This is a genomic window from Dyadobacter sp. CY343 (genome assembly GCF_021390335.1).
In the GTDB taxonomy this organism is placed as follows: domain Bacteria; phylum Bacteroidota; class Bacteroidia; order Cytophagales; family Spirosomataceae; genus Dyadobacter.
Genome location: NZ_JAJUXK010000006.1, coordinates 114,746 through 133,972, shown reverse-complemented (window position 1 = coordinate 133,972; position 19,227 = coordinate 114,746). Strand labels below are relative to the sequence as shown.

The window sequence follows — 19,227 nt, the reverse complement described above, 5'->3', positions numbered from 1 at the left end:
CAAGATGAACTCAGTAAAACTGATTGGAAACGTAGGACGTGAAATCAATGTCAGAGACTTTGAAGGCGGAAAAATTGCAACCTTCTCGATGGCGACGGATGAGAATTACCAGAATAAGAACAAGGAGGAAATAAAAAGCACGACCTGGCATGCGATCGTAGCCTGGGGACAGGTTGCTCAGAAATGTGAGACGCTTTTGGAAAAGGGCAAGATGATCGTCGTAGAAGGTCGCATTAACTACCGCCAATACCAGAATAAGGACGAACAAACCGTAAAAGTCGCGGAAATAGTCGCTTTCAAGGTTGACGAATATGTGAAAGCGGCCCCAGTGAGTGCTTAACCTGTGCTTTAATTGTTGAGAAGCAGATATATAAAGTTGCTGGTCTCATAGAGAACCTATGAGACCAGCGCCAACTTATAAACTTGATTCCAGGGCTTCTTTCCACCTTTCGTAAGCATCCTTCGTAGCAGAGGTAGCTTCTCTATTGGGTTCTATTGTCTGCAATGCGGTCAGGCCGGTGAATGCGTCAGCGCGGTTCTTGTAATATCCGAGACCGAATCCGGCCGCGCGGGCTGCACCCTGAGCTCCGTCCGTATTATAGAGCTCAACGGTAGCTCCGGATACATTGGCAAATGTCTCGCGGAAAACAGGGCTCAGGAACATATTGGCTTCGCCTGCGCGAATGTTTTTCAACGAAACACCAACAGTTTCCATGATCTCCATTCCGTAATATAATGCGAATACAATGCCTTCCTGGGAAGCCCGGGTATAATGGTTCAAATTATGGCGACTAAATTGCAAGCCTTTGAAAGTACTGCCCGGGTCCTGGTTTTCCAGCATTCGCTCGGCCCCATTTCCAAAAGGAAGACAGTAAAGTCCGTCGGAACCAATAGGGGCTGCCGCCGCGAGTTGGTTCATTTCGGGATAGCTGATATTGCCCTGGAAAAGAGAATTTCTGAGCCAGCCGTTCAGGCTGCCGGTTCCATTTACGCATAGTAAAACCCCATATCGATCTTCCTGCGACACAGGATTAACGTGGAGAAAAGTGTTAACACGAGATTTGGCGTCAAACTTGATCTGATCACTCACGCCGTATACAACCCCCGAAGTTCCCGCTGTGGCCGCTACTTCTCCCGGTTCGAGGACATTGAGCGAGAACGCGTTGTTAGGTTGGTCGCCCGCGCGGTAGGTAACTGGAATGCCCTGCTTCAAGCCAAGCGCTTCCGCCGCCTCCGCGGTAATGCGGCCCTGGTCAGAGAACGTTGGCAATACAGTAGGAAGAATATTTTGATCGAAACCAAAATGGTCAAAAAGGAAGTCGGCAGGACGCTTGTTAACAAAGTCCCAGAAGATACCTTCCGATAAGCCTGACGGAGTTGTAACGACTTCTCTCGTCATACGCATCGCGAGATAATCGCCGGGAAGCATGAACTTATGGACTTTAGCGTAAACGTCTGGTTCGTTTTGCTTCACCCAGCCAAGTTTGGCCGCCGTGAAATTTCCGGGAGAATTGAGCAGATGAGGCAATACGTATTCTTCACCAAGCTCCTCCATCGCTTTGTTACCTACTTCCACAGCCCGGCTGTCGCACCAAATGATAGACGGTCTGAGGACATTCAGTTGTTCATCAACTACAACCAAACCATGCATCTGATATGAAATACCGATCGCTGCTACCTCCTCCGGTTTAATACCAGCTTTTCTGACTACCGCCTGAGAGGCGAGGCAGGCGTTTTTCCACCAGTTTTCTGGCTGCTGCTCAGCAAAGCCAGGCTTGGGCGCATCAATTGTCATTTCCCGTTCAGGGAAAAAAGCGGAGGCCGCGACTGCCCCCGTATCTGCTTGGATGAGACATGCTTTAACAGAAGAACTACCTAAATCGAATCCCAGGAAATACATTAGCTATGAATATTTAATGCTTTGATAACACAATAATTTTTAAATATAACTACTGAAAAGTACAAAAATATCCACTCTAACAAGAAAACTGCAATTTTAAGTGTAAAGTTTACAATTAAAGATTTGCTGATCTGAGAGCTGAAATTGACAACGATTTTGCTAAGACAGGCTTGTAGAAAAAATTCTCTATATTGAAGTTCGCAAATGAAACCAGACAGACCGAATTGTAGTTTGATTTGTGTTTATCTTGCATAAGCTCAAATATCTATCAGATATTTGTGTTCTAATAAACCGGTGACATCCTTTATCAGGAACTATGAGAAAATTTATACAAATCTGTTTGGTTGGGGGGAGTTTATTGTCGCTGCTGAGTGCGACTTCGGCCGACAAAAAATGGGACAAGCCGTTTTCACGCATCGACAGCGAAGTAAGGAAAAATAGCAAGGCTTATACTACGCTGGAAAATGCGACCAAAACAATCGGTCACAGGCTAACGGGCAGCGCCAATGGCGAAAAGGCGGAGGAATATGCCTTCAAATTGCTCAAAAGCTACGGTTTTACAGATGTGAAGTACCAACCGTTCGAAGTAGAAGCTTGGATGCGCGATACAGTAACCTTATCGATCGCTCCGGGTAGCAGCGACAATTTCAGAGATGTACCCGTTGTTTCCCTGGCCCATTCTCCCGAAGAATCTAATTTGCAGGGGGAGATTGTGGATGTCGGTAACGGGCTCGAAGAAGATTTCGAAAGTGTCAAGGATAAGATCAAAGGCAAAGTGGCGCTTGCCAATATCAATCTGGTAGGCGTAACAGGTAAGAAAAATCTGCACAGATCAGAAAAAACCGCTCTTGCTATCAAGTACGGCGCGACTGGTGTGATCATGGTCAACGGAGCGCCGGGCCAGATTTTGCTTACGGGCACAGCTTCGGTAACGGGTGCAATTATTTCTATCCCGGCGGTATGTATTTCAAACGAAAGTGGGTTCGAGGTGCGTAAATGGCTTAAAGAGGAAGGGCCTTTGCTGGCGCATATTGATATGCATAATACCTCGAAGGCTATCAGAGCGAGAAATGTAATTGCAACCTTGAAAGGAAAGTCGGATGAAAAGGTGATCATCGGTGGTCACCTGGATTCCTGGGACTTGGCGACGGGCGCGATTGATAACGGGATCGGATCTTTTGCGGTGCTTGATATTGCAAGAACGTTCAAGGCGCTGAAAGTGAAACCTGAAAAAACAATACAATTCGTTCTCTTCATGGGCGAGGAACAGGGATTACTTGGCTCAAAGCATTTTGTAGGAGAGTTGAAAAAATCGGGTGGAATAGAGAAGGTGAGCTATATGATGAACCTGGACATGACGAACGATCCGAGGGGTGTTAACGCTTTTGGAAGAAATGAAATGAACGATTTCTTTGCCAATGTAGGAAATGCGATCCACCAGGTTGACGGCAATTATAAGAACGAGATCATTAACCGTGCTGGTCTGCACAGCGATCACCAACCTTTTATGCTGGAAGGTGTTCCTATTGCCGGGCTTTCAGGACATCTTGACCCGGAGGTTCTGCAATGCTACCACGCCGACTGCGACGATTTCAGCCTTGTGAATAAAGAACAACTTGAAACGACAGTGCGTATTGCCGCCATGTATTTATATGCGCTTTCCAATACCGATAAAATAAGTGTTAAGAAATTGTCCGATCAGAAAACGAGGGATTTCCTTATTTCCCAAGGCCTTAAAGAGGAATTGATAATAGGGCAGGAGTGGCGCTGGGAGCAGTAACCTGAATAGCATGCTAGTTTTTCCGAATGCGAAAATAAATATCGGGCTGAATATTGTAGAAAAGCGGCCAGATGGATTCCATAATATTGAGTCTTGCTTTTATCCCGTGGGATGGAAGGATGCATTAGAGATCACAACTGCTCCAGCGTTTTCTGTGGAGTTTGATGGGATTACGATTCCGGGAGATCAGAGTGACAACATATGCGTCAGGGCCTATGAATTGATTGCAGAGGAGTATCCTTTGCCAGCAGTTAAGATCCATTTGCTGAAAGCAATACCAATAGGTGCGGGCTTAGGAGGCGGGTCGGCTGATGCAGCTTTCGCAATAAAGGCGCTGAACGATTTGTTGCAATTAGAAATATCTTTTGAAAAACAACTTTCTTACGCACGTAGATTAGGTAGTGACTGTGCTTTTTTCATTCTTAACCAGCCAGCCTACTGTTTCGGCAAAGGTGATCAATTCGAGCGGATTGATATTGAATTGGCGGGAAAATGGATAGTTTTAGTAAACCCGGGTATTCATATTTCGACAGTTCAAGCTTATGCAGGTGTAGTGCCAAAAATGAGCGCGTCGGATCTGAGAGAGGTACTCAGGCTTCCGGTCTCTGAATGGAATGGAAAAGTTAAGAATGACTTTGAAGCAACACTATTTGAAAAGTATCCTCTTTTGGAAGAAATAAAAGCGGAGTTGTACAAGCAAGGTGCTGTCTATGCATCCATGAGCGGATCAGGTTCGACAATTTTTGGAATTTTTGACCAGGAAAAAGACTTAGTAGAAGTGTTTGAAAGATACAAAGTTTGGCAAGGTGCGTTGCGATAAATTAATTTATGAACACTATGTTTCGCCTCGCCCGTAATCCGTTATATTAAACACTACACGACTATAAAAGAGAAAGCAATGAGTGCAAAGCCGACAACCAAATTAAGGGAAAGTCCTTTCACGAAGCGACGCGAACCACTCGGGTTTATGCTTTGGCTGGGCGTGATCGGCAGCTCGCTAATATTTACCTCGATCTTCATTATCTTTTTTGTAAGCCTTCACAAGGACATCAGTCACCTGGACTCACTCCCGGACATGTTCTGGCTTAGTACATTAGTAATCCTATTCAGCAGTATTACCCTCCACGAAGCGAATCTGGCTTTTGCAAATGAGCGCTTTTTACATTATCGTGTATTTCTAGGCGCTACCATGTTCTTGGGCCTGATGTTCATCGCATTGCAGATAGGAGGTTGGATCGAAATGGTGAATTCACAAGTTTTCAGCAGCCTGAGTACTTCCAAAGGATTTATCTATTTGTTAACAGGCCTGCATATGCTGCATATGTTCGGGGGGGTACTTTATCTGATTTACCTTTTCAGAAAAGCTGTCAAGAACCGCGCTTATGTAGATGCTTTTGTTTACAGTGTGAACCCGCCGAACCGGCTGCGCATTAAACTTTTTACACGTTACTGGCACTTTACCGGCGCACTCTGGCTGGTGGTTTTTGTGGTGCTGATTATGATGTATTAATCAAAATTTCTTTTCAAACTCCTTCTCGCCAGAATTGTGCTGACCAGTGTCAGTGCAGCGGCAGCCAGCATTGGTGCGCCAGGCAGATATACGGGAGCTGTTGGTCCGGTGAAGACAGAAAACAGGTTTGTCATCAACGGAGGCCCGATAATCGAGGTCAGACTTTGCAGGCTTGTTAAAGCGCCCTGAATTTCACCCTGTTCATTAGCTGCCACCTGTGTGGATATGATGCCCTGCAAGGCTGGACCCGCAATACTACCTAAAATATAAGGAACCATAGAAACGTACATCATCCAGCCCTGTGTAGCGAAAGCATAGAGCATAAATCCTACCGCATAAAGCAGCAGACCCAGATAAATGCCACGTTTCTGACCAATCTTAGGCAAAATCAACCTGATCAGATAGCCCTGAACAAACGCACTCAGGATACCCACCGCGCCAAGGGAATATCCGATTTGCGCCTCGTTCCACTTGAATTTTTCCATTACATAAAATGACCAATTGCTTTGAACCGCATGAAGCGCAATGTAAACCAGTCCTAGCGACAGGATCAGGCCATAAATAATCGGGTAACGTTTCAGGTTTTGAAGGGAGCCAATCGGATTTGCACGCGACCATTCGAATTTGCGTCTGTTCTCAGGTTTAAGTGATTCAGGTAAAATGAAATAGCCGTAGAGCCAGTTTAAGAGTGAGAAACCGGCGGCAGCCATAAAGGGAACCCGCGTCCCATATTGGCCCAGCAATCCGCCGACAACTGGACCGATAATGAAGCCAAGACCGAAAGCTGCGCCCAACAACCCAAAGTTCTGCGCCCTTTTCTCAGGAATACTGATATCGGCAATGTAAGCGGCTCCGGTAGTAAAACTTGCGCCCATGATCCCCGCAATAATGCGGCCTACATACAGCCACGCGAGCGTTGGCGCAAAGGCGAGGAATATGTAATCAATCCCAAAACCAAAAAGGGAAGCAAGCAGGACCGGCCGCCTGCCAAACTGATCGCTGATGCCGCCAATAATAGGTGCACAAAGGAATTGCATTGCCGCATAAGCGAACAAAAGCCAGCCACCATCTTTCGCCGCGGCACTGATATTGTCGCCCGTGAGCTCGCTGATCAGCTTCGGCATCACAGGAATAATGATTCCCAATCCGATTACGTCTATTAGAAGCGTTACAAAAATGAAACCAATGGCGGGCGAGCGGTTTGCGGACATAGAGATGAAGTTTGGAATCAAAAATACCTTAAAATTTTGGTGTTGATCTTCAACAGTACATACGTTCTCGATTTTGTATATTTGGCAACCAAGATCTCCTTATGACGCCAATTGTGCTGCCGGTCCGTATCGATTTGTTTTCAGTATTTATGCTGCTAGGCTGGGTTCAGGGACTGATTTTGGCATTTTTCTTCCTCTCTCATTTTAGTAGGAACAGGCTTCCTAATCTGTTTCTGGGCATTTTAATACTTGGGATGTCATTAGTCGTATGTGACGTCTGGCTGGGTTATACCAACCTGATGTTCCACGTTATCTGGCTCAACGACGCGACCGAGCCGCTCAACCTGATCATGGCGCCAATGGCGTATTTGTACATCAGAACGAGTGTTACTAATCGTAGCGATAAATTCGTCTGGCTGCATTTCCTTCCTTTTGCGTTATACCTGGTCTATATGTGTATCATGGTGTATCCGCAAAGTAATGCATTCAAATACCACTGCTACATGGATTCCTTTCACCCCGAGCGGGCGGACATACCTTATACCTATTACGGAAACAAATGGATGTTCTTCCCAAAAGGAAATATTATCAATTTCACACTGATCAGTATGGCGGTGTACAATGTGGCCACTTTCTTTTTTCTTAAGAGTACCTTTGCCGGGCAAGGCCGCTCTTTTTTCTCGAAAGAGAAAGATAAATTATCCTGGTACCGCGACATTTATCTGCTTTTGCTGGTGTTAGGGATTATTTTCTTTGCTGTCCGAACTACCTTTCCCAACGATCTGGGCGACCATTTCATAGCGGCATTTATCGGTATCATCATTTACGTTACCGGGTTTTCTGTGCTGAGAAGGTCATTGTTTTTTCAGGAAACACGTACACGTTCCGTTAAAAAGTATGAGAAGTCGTCGCTTACGGAGGAAATACAATCGAATACCCTTCGTAAGCTGGAAGAAGTAATGCAGAAAGAAAAGTTGTTTCTCGACCCAAGCTTTTCAATGCCGGTGCTTGCCAAAAGACTGGGTATTTCCACCCACCATTTATCTCAAATTCTGAATGAGGAAGTGGGCCAGAACTTTTTTGATTTTTTGGCGACCTACCGCATTCGCGAGGCTCAGCGCATCTTAAGTAATGGAGAAAGCAACTTTATCAAGATTGAAGAGATCGCTCAAATGGTCGGCTATAATTCTAAGTCGGCATTTAATACTGCATTTCGGAAAATTACCGGCGCTACACCCTCGGAGTTCAAAAAAGCCAGTGCAAGATGAAAGTAAATTCATGTACGTTTTTATCGGGAAGAACATCATGCTGATAAGAACGGTCGCCGCTAGCCGAGCTAGCAGCTAGTTTTGGGTATATTTCAAAACTGCTGTCATGGAAAAACAAGTTACTGCATCCTACAATTCCCCTCTCAACCGCCGCTATGATCTCGACTGGTTACGGGTTATCGCCTTCATTATCCTCATTTTTTTTCACGTAGGAATGTTCTTCAACTACTGGGGCTGGCACATCAAAAACAACGAGCAGAGTAGTCTCATTCAGATTCCGATGTACTTTTCAAGCTGGTGGAGAATGTCGCTGCTTTTTATGATCTCTGGTGCAGGAGTGTATTTTGCGCTGGGCAGTCGCAGTTCGGGCGCGTTTGCGAAAGAGCGGGTTGTCAGGATTTTCATTCCTTTGGTTTTTGGAATGTTCGTAATAGTACCTCCGCAAATTTTCATTGAGAGGCTGACGCAGGGAGCCACGTTTTCCTATGCGGAGTTTTATAAAACCGTTTTCGATTTCAAACCTTATCCGTCCGGCAGTTTCAGCTGGCACCACCTTTGGTACCTGGTCTATATCTTTTTTTACTCCATCGTTGGTTTGCCGCTGCTGCTTTTTATTCGTAAAAATGAGGCATTAACAGCAAGATGGGCGCAGTTTTTCAGGAATCCGTTTGCATTGATTGTTATACCTGTGCTGTGGCATGTGATGGGGGATATTTTGCTGGAAGCGCGTTTTCCAACAACAAATGATTTGATACACGACTGGAAACAGCATTTTCATTACTTCACGCTGTTTGTTTGCGGATTTATTCTTTGTACGCAGGAAGCGTTTTGGGAAGGTTTAAAAACTAACAGGAAGGTTTTATTGCTAGTCTGGCTGATATTATCGCCTATCGTTTACTACTATTATTTTACTGAAAGGGAAATAGGAGAGGGAGAGCGAATCGTTTACAGATTTATCAGGACGACCAATACCTGGTGCATTTTGCTGTCTATCTTTGGTTTTGCCTACATTCACCTGCGGTTTACAAATCGGTTTCTCAGGTACGCCAACGAAGCGGTTTATCCATTTTACATCCTGCATCAAACGGTGATTATCTGTTTGGTTTACCCGATTATCAATGCACAATTCTCGATACTTTCAAAATTCATCTACTTATCGGCGGCGACATTCGCGGTTTGCCTGTTCTTCTACCATTTTGTGATCAGCAGGCTGAACATTCTGCGATTGTTCTTCGGATTAAAGCCTTTGAAGTCTAAAAAATTGACAAAACCGGAGACGGCGCCTATTTCTTAAGGATCTTAAATTCCACGCGCCGGTTGAGCTGCTGGCCTTCCGGGGTGTCGTTTTTGGCTACCGGTACCGTTTCGCCGTAACCTTTGCTGGCCACGCGGTCGGGTTCAATGCCTTTTCCGATCAGGTATTCGCGAACTGTATCAGCGCGATTTTGAGAGAGGTCGAGGTTAAAAGCGGCGCTACCGGTATTATCCGTGTGGCCGCCCAGCTCAATCGCGAGCGTTTTATTTTCAACCATCGATATCACGATCCGGTCCAGCTCAGGGAAGGATTCCTTATTGAGGGTAGCTTTCCCGGTGGCGAAGAAAATGTTATTGAGGCGAACAATCTGCCCTTCTTCAATCGGGATCAGCTTTAAAGATTTGTTAGCGATTTCTCTGAAATTTTTACCAGCCCCACCTGTCGAGTCAGTAAGGTCAACACTTTCTCCCTCAGCAATAAAATTGGGTGCAACGGCCCGCATACTGTATTTCTGACCATAAGGAAGCACAATTTTGTATTCACCCGTGGTTGGGTTCGTTGTAGCCGTACCCACTTCTTCTCCGTCGGCCAGATTTTCATATATAATAGTAGCCTCGACCGGTTTTCCCGTTTTCGAATCGATCACCTTACCACTGATCATCACAACCGGATCGGCTGCGGGTATATTTGCAATCGGCGCTTCGGTGGTATCCCCGGGCGTCACCTTCGGGCGGAGGTCAAAACGTACTACATCGCCTTTTCCTTCAGTACCCTTAAATGAGACCATATATGCGAAATCACCAAGGGCCGAAATGGTATAATATGCGTCGTACCCATCGGAATTGATCGCGGGACCGAGGTTAACAGGCCGGCTCCAGCGTTTCCAGGATTTGTCAATGCGTTTGCTGTAATAAATATCGTTGCTACCCTGGCCGCCTTTCCGGTCGCTCGAAAAATAGAGTGTTACTCCGTCAGGAGCGAGAAATGGAGTGGTTTCGGTAAATTCATCTGTATTGATTTCCGCTCCAAGGTCCATCGGTTTCGTCCAATTGCCATCCTTTTGTTTAAAACTTACATAGAGATTATCAACCTTACTGTTCTTCTTTTCACTAAAAGACATAACCAAAGTCTTCCCATCGGTAGAGAGGTAGCCGCAGTCAAATTGACCCTTACTCAATTTTGTATAGCCCGGAATTTCAATTTTATTCGGCGCTGACCAGCCTCTTGCAGTCTTTTTACTGGTCGAAAATCCGCGCGTTTCGTACACACCATTTTTGTAGGAACCCTTGATCAACAGTGTATTACCGTCAGGGGTAATGCTGTAAAGCGAATTATAATCCTCCTTGTTTAGCGGCGGCGGCAATCTTCTGGCTTGCGTCCACTTGTCATTTTTAAGCTCAGAAAACCAGATATCCTGGCTGCCTTTTTGCCCATGCGTGTTCTGAGGGTGACTTACCCGTGAAAAATAGATCGTTTTGCCGTCGGGGGCAATAATCGGGCTGATTTCGTTGTATTCGGTGTTTACTGTCTTTCCAAGACTTTCCAATTGCCCATAAGAGCAGAATGAAATTGAGGTAAACAGCAGCAGTACTAAAATACGCATCATTGAAGGAGAGGTAACTAGGTGTTATCTACATATAACGAGCTATCTAGAGGCTTATTTTCCGGATTTTGCTGCCGGAATATCTCCATTTTTTCTAAAAGTCCCGCAGGATCGTTATCAACCACCAGTAATTGATGAGTTAACGGATGCAAGAAACCTTCCTCTACCATTTTTTCGAGTTGAAGCAGTAACAAATCGTAGTACCCATTTACATTCAGCAAGCCAACTGGGCCGTGGAAAATCCGAAGCTGCGCCCAGGTAAGTATTTCGAACAGTTCGTCCAAGGTACCATAGCCCCCCGGCAGCGCAATCACGCCGTCGGACATAGCGACCATTTTTGCCTTACGTTCGTGCATGGTATCGACGAAATGCAGTTCGGAAAGCTCTTTGTGGGCCTTTTCAAGATTGGCGAGGAAATTGGGGATAATGCCCGTCACAAATCCCTTGTGATCCATCGCACCGTCGGCCACGCGGCCCATTAAGCCCATATTGCCTCCACCGTAAATCAGCTTAATGTCCCTGTTAGCCAGCTCTTTGCCCAATTCATAGGCAGTCTCCGCGTAAACCGGTTTTTTGCCAATATTAGAACCGCAGTAAACTACAATCGATTGCATGAAACAGATTTTGTATTAGTATTTTACTGATTTTCAAGAATATCTGCGGCCAGCGACTTCATATCCAGATCGCCGAACGTGCCGGAGCTCATCAAAAGCAGGTTGCTGTCTTTCCAGGTCAGCGATCTCAAAAATGCATTCAGATTATCGGAACTGGTGAATATGTGCAAATCGTCCCTTTTGAATGCGTTTTTGATATCTTCCTCTGAAATAGGTTCCAGCTTTTTGTGCTCGATCGTCAGCGGGTTGTAGTATACGATCGCCACATCAGCAGCTGTCAGTTTCCTCCGGTATTGTTTGAGAAAAAGTTTGTTCAAACTACTGAAGGTGTGCAGTTCTGCGCAGGCAACGAGTTGCCTATCAGGGTATTGTTGCTTTAATGCGGCGGTTGTAGCTTCCACTTTGGAAGGTGCGTGTGCAAAATCACGGTAAATACTCACAGTATCTGAGCTTCCCAGCAATTCCAGTCTTTTTGAAGCACCTTTAAATGTTTGAATCGCTTTGTAGAACTCTTCATCTGTAATACCAAGCCGCTCGCAAACTGCATGTGCGCCACTGATATTCTTCATATTATGATTTCCGAAAACCAGAACCGGCACCTCGCCTTGGTCGGCTGTCAGCAAAATCGTTTTACCATTCTCGATCTTGTTCGGATGCACATTATAAGGAATACTCGCAACGTCCGGGCGATCCTTCTGGCCGATCACGTCGAGCATATCGTCGGTTTCGTCAAAAATAATGGCGCCAGCTTTCGGCAGCGAATCCGCAAGAAGTTCAAACTGTTTCACATAAGATTCCCAGGTAGGAAACACGTTGAAATGATCCCACGCGATACCGCTGATTAATGCGATATGCGGCTGGTAATGCATGAATTTGGGAGTGTGGTCCAGCGGCGAGGTGAAATATTCGTCGCCTTCGATGATGATCACCGGCGCATTTTCGGAAAGCTTTACCATATTATCAAAGCCTTCGATCTGCGCACCGACGAGGTAGTTGAAAACGCGGTTATGGTATTTCAAAACGTGCAGGATCATCGAAGTCGTCGTGGTTTTTCCGTGACTTCCTGCGATCACAACGCGCTGTTTGCTTTGACTTTGCTCAAAAATATATTCAGGATAAGAATATACCTTAATGCCCAGTTCCTTCGCTTTCGCCAGTTCCGGATTGTCCTGCCGGGCGTGCATACCGAGAATAACCGATTCCAGGTCGCTGGTGATTTTTTCTGGAAACCACCCGGTAACCGCCGGAAGCAGATCATATTTGGCAAGCCTACTTGCCGAAGGTTCGTATATTTCATCGTCCGATCCTGTAACGATATATCCTTTTAAATGCAGCTCGATTGCAAGGTTATGCATGACGCTGCCGCCTATCGAGATGAAATGTATTTTAGACAAAGACGGATTTGAACTCATTGAATATTAAAAACGGGTTTTGTGCGAAAGTTAGCAAGAATTGATCTTTGAGCCAATCCCGTTTCGGCTACGCTCAACGTGACAGCTAGGTTGAAAATGTAAAACGCTACCGCCTTGTCATATTGAGCTCAGTCGAAGCAGTGTCGCCTTGTCACGTTGAGCGAAGCCGAAGCGGTGTCGCCTTTGTCACGTTGAGCGAAGCCGAAACGGTGTCGCCTTGTCACGTTGAGCGAAGCCGAAACGCGCTAAGCTAGTTTTTTGTATTTGATGCGTTTCGGAGTAGCATCGGTTCCTAGTCTCTTGCGGCGGTTTTCTTCGTATTCAGAAAAGTTACCTTCAAACCAATACACCTGAGAATCACCTTCGAATGCAAGAATATGGGTAGCGACGCGGTCGAGGAACCACCTGTCGTGGGAAATGATCACTGCGCAGCCTGCAAAGTTTTCAAGGCCTTCTTCCAATGCACGTAATGTATTGACATCCAAATCGTTGGTCGGCTCATCGAGTAATAGCAGGTTACCACCTTCCTTCAATGTCATTGCCAAATGCACCCGGTTTCTTTCTCCACCAGATAAATTACCCACCTTCTTTTCCTGGTCGCCGCCGCCGAAATTGAACCGGCTCACATAAGCCCGCGCATTCGATTGCTTTCCACCGATCATAATCCAGTCATTTCCGTCTGCAATACTTTGATATACAGTCTTGTTGGCATCCAGATTATCGTGCTCCTGGTCTACATAAGCAAGCTCGACGGTATCGCCCACATCAAAGTGGCCCGTCAACGGTTTAAGCTGTCCGGTGATGAGTTTAAATAAAGTGGTCTTACCAGCTCCGTTTGGCCCGATAATCCCTACAATACCGTTTGGCGGCAGTGCAAAACTCAGATTTTCATACAAAAGCCGGTCTCCAAAACCCATTGAAACGTTGTGCGCTTCGATGACCTTGTTGCCCAATCGCGGACCGGCTGGAATGAAGATCTCCAATTTTTCTTCTTTCTCCCTGCCTTCCTCGCCGAGCAGCCTTTCGTATGCACCTAAGCGTGCTTTGGATTTCGCCTGGCGGCCTTTTGCGCCCATTCTAACCCATTCCAGCTCGCGCTGCAACGTTTTCTGGCGTTTGGATTCTGTTTTCTCTTCTTTTTTCAAACGTTCCTGCTTCTGTTCCAGCCACGAAGAGTAATTTCCTTTCCACGGAATACCTTCGCCGCGGTCAAGTTCCAGGATCCAGCCAGCCACGTTATCAAGGAAATAACGATCGTGGGTAACTGCTATAACTGTTCCTTTATATTGTCTTAAATGTTCTTCCAACCAAAGTACCGACTCGGCATCCAGGTGGTTGGTAGGCTCATCGAGTAGCAAAACGTCAGGCTGGCGAAGGAGCAGGCGGCACAATGCGACGCGCCGTTTTTCACCTCCCGAAAGTGTCGAAACCAAAGTATCCGAAGGTGCGCAGCGGAGTGCGTCCATCGCGATTTCAAGTCGGTTGTCCAGGTTCCAAGCGTCGGCGACGTCTAGTTTTTCCTGAACTTCTCCCTGTCTTTCAAGTAGTTTGTCAAAATCTGCGTCCTCTTCTCCGAAAGCTTCGTTGATCTGGTCAAACTCTTTCAGCAAATCGACAATCTCCTGAACACCTTCTTCTACCACTTCTCTTACCGTTTTGGAGGGGTCCAATTTCGGCTCCTGTTCCAGCATTCCGACGGAATAACCGGGCGAGAACACAACGTCGCCCTGAATATCCTTATCGATGCCGGCGATCACACGCAGCAATGTTGATTTTCCTGAACCATTTAATCCAAGAACCCCGATTTTTGCACCATAAAAAAAGGATAAATAGATATTTTTAATAATATGCCGGTTGGGAGGAATGATTTTGTTGACTCCCGACATTGAGAAAATAATGGTTTCGTTACTCATTTTTTGTTTAATTTGTGCGTAACAAATATCGTTATATATCCCTACACTTAGCAGATAAAAAAATTGAAAGAATGGAAAATGCCACATTGAATGATGAATACGGCTATGTTAAAGACAGCAAAGTATTTTTAAAGGGGTACCTGGAATTCCCCGACCGGCAAATTGGAGAAGTGAAAAGAACGGAGCAGGAAGCGATTGATTATTTCAAAAATCGATTCAATATCGTCCTGAACAAAGTGGAGCAATTGGAACAGGAAATTGACGAGGCCCTTAACAAAGGTTCTTATCTCACCAAGCTGATCCAGCTGCAACGCAAGCTTAAAGGTTTTGATGCACTCGGGGATTTTGTCCCTTTGCTGCGCCGACTGGAAGAGAAAGAAGAGTATTTGAAGGGTTTGATTGAAGTTAATCAACTTAAAAATCTTGAAATAAAACGTGCGCTGATCGAAGACGTAAAAGCTGCGGCTGCGATTGAAGATTACGCCGCTGCCACCGATCAGATTCAGGAGATCAAGGCGAAATGGATCCGTACAGGTCCCGTTGAAAAAGAGTATCAGGAAGAAGTGGAAAGCACTTTCCAGCAGATCCTGGACGATTTCTTCCAACGCCGCCGCGACTATTTTGACGAACAGAATAAAATTAACCAGCATCGTATTGAAGAGTATGAAAAGCTCATCAAAATCACCAAAACGCTGAGTTACTCACGCGACCTGGACGATGCTTATGCCAAAGCAAGAGACGTGCGCAATGCATGGAACAACATTGGAGAAGTGCCACCAAAGCGTTTTTTCAAGGTTAATAAGGCGTACAGGCACTTTTTGAAGCTGTTTTATGACAAGTACAACCTGGCTAAAGGGATAGAGCCAAAGGTACGCGTCGACCCAAGAATTGTAGAACAGCAGAAACTATTGGCGCAAGCTGAAACATTGCTGAGAAGCCAGGATATCGTGGAAGCTTCGCAGGAGGCCAAAGTTCTTTTGAGCAAATGGAAGGAGATTAAAATACCTTTCAAAATGGCAGATAAGGAACTTGCCGAGCGTTTTCGAATGGTTTGTGATAAGATATTTGAACTGAGCTACCTGGCCCGCGTGATCAGCAGAAAGTATCCTGCATTCGACCTGAAAAGTCCGGAAGAACAGCTCAGAACAAAATACCGCGAGCTCGAATGGCTTGCAAAACGTGAGAAAAGCGACCTTGAATTTGCGATTCTTGAATTTGACAGAACAGCCACAGGCGATCCTGAACTGGATAAACAGGCGGCCGGACGTATCAACATTCAAAAACGCAAAGTGCAGATGAAAGAACGCATTCTGGCGGAGTTTGATAGAAAGTTAAAGACGATAACGGGTTAATTTATTTCATAGACGACTTGTTGATCACCAAATTAGAAGGCAATACCCTGGTCTCATATTCGGCCGGGGTATTTTTGCTTTCAATCAGATCCAGAAGCAAAGAAGTCGCCTGCTGGCCCATTTCAAAAGAAGGCTGGGTAATGGAGCTAACCGGCGGGTCGAGTAGCGAGGACATAGCGAGGTCGCAAAAACCCACTACCGCCACATCGTCGGGCATCCGGTAGCCGAGTTGCCGCAATGCGGAATGGATTCCCATTGTAATTCTATCGCTGGCGCCGAAAATCGCATCGGGCCGCTCGCGGAGCGCCATTAACTGGTAGGTCCGCTCGGTACCTCCGGCCTGGGTGATCTCACTGTGTAAAACCCACTCTTCCTGGAATTTAATATCGTGTTTACGCAATGCATCCTTGTACCCTTCGAGCCGGAAGCGAGTGATCGATACGGGCTTGGGCCCGGCAATATGCGCAATGCGCCTGCAACCACGTTTAATAAGGTGCTCAGTCGCATCAAATGCACCTTTGTAATCATCTACGCGCACCTTATGTGTTTGCATCGCATCACTTACCCGATCAAAAAACACCACAGGAATACCCTGCTCCTGCAAGGAAACGAAGTGCTCGATGTTCTCTGACTGGCTGGAAATAGCAACTACCAGCCCATCGACCCGCCGGGAAGCGATATGCCTGGAAGCGGAACGCTCGCGTTCGAGCAGCTCGTGACTTTGGTAGATCATCGTGTGATAGCCGCGGCTGTACGCAATATCCTCCACGCCGCCGATCGCCGATGAATAGAAACGGTTGGCAATATCCGGCACGATCACGCCGATCGTCTGCGTCCTGTTTTTCAGCAGACTGATCGCAATCGGGTTGGGGTAGTAATTCAGTTCTTCCGCCAGCGCGATCACTTTTTTCTTGGTCTCCTCACTGATTTCACTGCTGTCGCGGAGGGCGCGCGAAACGGTAGACTTGGAGATATCGAGCTGCCGGGCTATTTCTTTAATGGTTATGGAAACCTTTTTCATGAGGGATATGGGAATAATGCAATCTTACTATTAATCCTAAGAAATGCACCAGAATGCACAAAAGTGAGAATGTTGCACAAATTACTAATCTACGGCCTAAGTTCCGGGAATAATTGCGCTGACGGGAACGGTTCCGGGAACGGTTGCGTAGATTTGTTGATTTTTTTCAAGATTTATTTTTGTGTATCATTGAATCAATGGTTAAACTAGATTCATTGTTGACGAGGGTCGGCTACCTAATACCACTACCTATCCCGGAAATTTTCTATAAACCAACTTAACGTGAATCAATGGAAGCAAAATCGTTTACCTGCACCACATCCTCTGCCCAATCCCAGAAAAGCATGTTGGAGAATCTTTTCGGCAAAGTGGTGACAAGCGGCGACTACCACGCGTTTCGGGAATTATTCAACCACCACTACCGGTCGCTTTGCAATTATGCGATGCGCGTAGTTGTAACCCGCGAGATTGCGGAGGAAGTTGTGTCAGATGTTTTTGTAAAGCTTTGGAAAAACCGTGAACAGATTGAGGTGCATACGTCTTTTCAGGCTTACATTTACCGGGCTGTACGCAACCAGGCGCTTGACTATCTGAAATTACGGATACATCGCCAGAATGAGCGCGAATCGCTGGAATCGGTGCAATGGAATATGTCGCACGCGGATCATTTTTCACCTGCGGAGGAGCTTTCGTTCAACGAATTTTATTCGCACGTAGAAGATTGCATTCAGGCGTTGCCAAGACAATGCCAGCTCATTTTCAGACTAAGCCGCGAAGAGGGCTTGCGCTACCGGGATATTGCCGAAAAACTTGCTATATCTGTCAAAACCGTGGAAACGCAAATGAGCCGGGCCTTGAAAGTGCTCAGAGAAAGGGTACCGGAGCACAGGTTGGTGGCGTGAAGTTTTTAGCTATTGGCTTTTAGCTGTTAGCTATTGGCTGTTAGCTATAAGCTATTGGAGAAAATGACCGATTTGATAATTGTAAGATAAAGAAAAACATAAACCGTGAAGCGATTAACCTGTTGCTAAAAGCTAAAAGCTAAAAGCTAAAAGCTAACAGCCAACAGCTAATCGCTAACAGCTAAAAAAATGGCATTAGAACAAACTTGGCGCTGGTTTGGGCCGAATGATCCTGTTACGTTACAGGATATCCGTCAGGCCGGCGCGACCGGAATAGTAACTGCATTACACCATATTCCCAATGGTGAGATCTGGGAGGTTGCGGAAATTACTGCAAGAAAAGAAATGATCGAAGCGGCCGGACTTACCTGGTCGGTGGTGGAAAGTGTACCTGTGCATGAGGCGATCAAGACGCGGACAGGTGATTTTGAAAAATACATTCTTAATTATCAGCAAAGTTTGCGCAACCTGGGCCAATGCGGGATTGACACCGTTTGCTACAACTTCATGCCGATCCTTGACTGGACCAGAACCGATCTGGACGCGCCGATGAAAGACGGTTCGACTGGCTTACGATTTGACGCGGGGCAGTTTGCGGCATTTGATCTTTATATACTAAACCGCACAGAAGCCCAGGATTTGTATACCGACGAACAAAAATCGAAAGCTAAAAAATGGCTTGACGGAGCTTTGGAGGAAGAAGTGCAGAAACTCGTGCGCAATATCATCGCTGGTTTGCCCGGTTCCGAAGAGAGTTTTACGGTTGAAGAATTCAGGAAAGTACTCGATACTTATAAAGAAGTAGGCGACCTCGAATTGCGGACGCATTTATATCAATTTATCCAGGCAATAGGACCTGTGGCTGAGGAAGCGGGCATTCGGCTGGCTATTCACCCGGACGATCCGCCGTACCCGATATTAGGCTTGCCAAGAGTGGTAAGTACTGAAAATGATGCGATGATGGTGCTGGAAGCTTACGATCATCAATCTAACGGAATTTGCTTTTGTACAGGATCCTACGGCGTACGCGCCGATAATGACCTCGCAGGAATGGTGGACAGGCTAGGCGGCAGGATACATTTTATCCATTTGCGTGCGACAAAACGGGAGCACGACGGAAGCTTTTACGAAGCCGATCACCTCGATGGAGACGTTGATATGTATTCGGTGATGCGGGGGCTGGTTCTGGAACAAAAAAGAAGGGAAAAAGAAGGGAGAACAGATCTAAGAATGCCTTTTCGGCCTGATCATGGACACCGGATGCTGGACGATTTATCCACTGGCAAAAGAACGAATCCGGGTTATACAGCAATCGGGCGCCTTCGGGGACTGGCGGAGTTGAGAGGATTGGAATATGGAATTGAAAGGGGATTACCCCCAAATGCCTGAAAGGGAAATCCCCCAACCCCCTAAAGGGGACTTTTAATAGATCCTTAATAGCCCCCTTTTAGGGGGTTGGGGGTAAAAACAAGAAATAGCCTACTAA

At 46.1% G+C, this 19,227-nt stretch carries 16 protein-coding genes; 9 read left to right on the top strand and 7 right to left on the bottom strand.

Annotation, left to right across the window (positions count from 1 at the left end):
* Positions 1-4: 4 nt before the first annotated feature.
* The gene (locus LZG94_RS20375) at positions 5-340 is read left to right on the top strand and encodes a single-stranded DNA-binding protein (protein WP_233793634.1); all 336 of its coding nucleotides are present in this window, start codon (positions 5-7) and stop codon (positions 338-340) included.
* 75 nt (positions 341-415) lie between these two features.
* Here the strand turns inward: LZG94_RS20375 and LZG94_RS20370 are convergent, their stop codons facing one another.
* Complete coding sequence (locus tag LZG94_RS20370) at positions 416-1,900, bottom strand: xylulokinase (RefSeq protein ID WP_233793633.1); 1,485 nt, start codon at positions 1,898-1,900, stop codon at positions 416-418.
* Positions 1,901-2,216: 316 nt separating this feature from the next.
* Here LZG94_RS20370 and LZG94_RS20365 point away from each other — a divergent pair, with 316 nt between their 5' ends.
* The 3 genes from LZG94_RS20365 (at position 2,217) to LZG94_RS20355 (ending at position 5,190) form a co-directional block, all read left to right on the top strand.
* Positions 2,217-3,680, top strand: a complete 1,464-nt coding sequence (locus tag LZG94_RS20365) for a M28 family peptidase (RefSeq protein ID WP_233793632.1) — start codon at positions 2,217-2,219, stop codon at positions 3,678-3,680.
* Between the two features lie 10 nt (positions 3,681-3,690).
* A complete protein-coding gene (gene ispE / locus LZG94_RS20360; RefSeq protein ID WP_233793631.1) occupies positions 3,691-4,500 on the top strand; it encodes a 4-(cytidine 5'-diphospho)-2-C-methyl-D-erythritol kinase in 810 nt (269 codons plus the stop codon).
* 78 nt (positions 4,501-4,578) lie between these two features.
* Positions 4,579-5,190: a heme-copper oxidase subunit III gene (locus LZG94_RS20355; RefSeq protein WP_233793630.1), complete on the top strand. Its 612-nt coding sequence runs from the start codon at positions 4,579-4,581 to the stop codon at positions 5,188-5,190.
* Here the strand turns inward: LZG94_RS20355 and LZG94_RS20350 are convergent.
* Positions 5,187-6,401, bottom strand: a complete 1,215-nt coding sequence (locus LZG94_RS20350) for a TCR/Tet family MFS transporter (RefSeq protein ID WP_233793629.1) — start codon at positions 6,399-6,401, stop codon at positions 5,187-5,189. The two genes, LZG94_RS20355 and LZG94_RS20350, sit on opposite strands and share 4 nt — an antisense overlap.
* 101 nt (positions 6,402-6,502) lie before the next feature.
* Here LZG94_RS20350 and LZG94_RS20345 point away from each other — a divergent pair, with 101 nt between their 5' ends.
* Complete coding sequence (locus LZG94_RS20345; RefSeq protein ID WP_233793628.1) at positions 6,503-7,669, top strand: AraC family transcriptional regulator; 1,167 nt, start codon at positions 6,503-6,505, stop codon at positions 7,667-7,669.
* A gap of 106 nt (positions 7,670-7,775) precedes the next feature.
* The gene (locus LZG94_RS20340) at positions 7,776-8,963 is read left to right on the top strand and encodes an acyltransferase family protein (protein WP_233793627.1); all 1,188 of its coding nucleotides are present in this window, start codon (positions 7,776-7,778) and stop codon (positions 8,961-8,963) included.
* Here LZG94_RS20340 and LZG94_RS20335 read toward each other — a convergent pair.
* From LZG94_RS20335 to ettA, 4 genes are all read right to left on the bottom strand, one after another.
* Positions 8,953-10,527, bottom strand: coding sequence for an OmpA family protein (locus LZG94_RS20335; RefSeq protein WP_233793857.1), 1,575 nt, complete (start codon positions 10,525-10,527; stop codon positions 8,953-8,955). The genes LZG94_RS20340 and LZG94_RS20335 overlap by 11 nt on opposite strands.
* A gap of 17 nt (positions 10,528-10,544) precedes the next feature.
* Positions 10,545-11,141, bottom strand: coding sequence for a TIGR00730 family Rossman fold protein (locus LZG94_RS20330; RefSeq protein WP_233793626.1), 597 nt, complete (start codon positions 11,139-11,141; stop codon positions 10,545-10,547).
* 23 nt (positions 11,142-11,164) lie between these two features.
* On the bottom strand, positions 11,165-12,553 hold the full coding sequence (murC, locus tag LZG94_RS20325; RefSeq protein WP_233793625.1) for a UDP-N-acetylmuramate--L-alanine ligase: 1,389 nt from the start codon (positions 12,551-12,553) through the stop codon (positions 11,165-11,167).
* A gap of 245 nt (positions 12,554-12,798) precedes the next feature.
* On the bottom strand, positions 12,799-14,466 hold the full coding sequence (gene ettA / locus LZG94_RS20320; protein ID WP_233793624.1) for an energy-dependent translational throttle protein EttA: 1,668 nt from the start codon (positions 14,464-14,466) through the stop codon (positions 12,799-12,801).
* Positions 14,467-14,537: 71 nt separating this feature from the next.
* Here ettA and LZG94_RS20315 point away from each other — a divergent pair, with 71 nt between their 5' ends.
* On the top strand, positions 14,538-15,818 hold the full coding sequence (locus LZG94_RS20315; protein ID WP_233793623.1) for a DUF349 domain-containing protein: 1,281 nt from the start codon (positions 14,538-14,540) through the stop codon (positions 15,816-15,818).
* Between the two features lies 1 nt (position 15,819).
* Here LZG94_RS20315 and LZG94_RS20310 read toward each other — a convergent pair whose 3' ends face one another.
* Positions 15,820-16,839 (bottom strand): LacI family DNA-binding transcriptional regulator, encoded by a 1,020-nt coding sequence (locus LZG94_RS20310; RefSeq protein ID WP_233793622.1) that lies wholly within the window; start codon positions 16,837-16,839, stop codon positions 15,820-15,822.
* Between the two features lie 344 nt (positions 16,840-17,183).
* Here LZG94_RS20310 and LZG94_RS20305 point away from each other — a divergent pair, with 344 nt between their 5' ends.
* Positions 17,184-17,741, top strand: coding sequence for an RNA polymerase sigma-70 factor (locus LZG94_RS20305; protein WP_233793621.1), 558 nt, complete (start codon positions 17,184-17,186; stop codon positions 17,739-17,741).
* A 189-nt stretch (positions 17,742-17,930) separates the two neighbouring features.
* Positions 17,931-19,130, top strand: a complete 1,200-nt coding sequence (uxuA, locus tag LZG94_RS20300) for a mannonate dehydratase (RefSeq protein WP_233793620.1) — start codon at positions 17,931-17,933, stop codon at positions 19,128-19,130.
* Positions 19,131-19,227 lie beyond the last annotated feature (97 nt).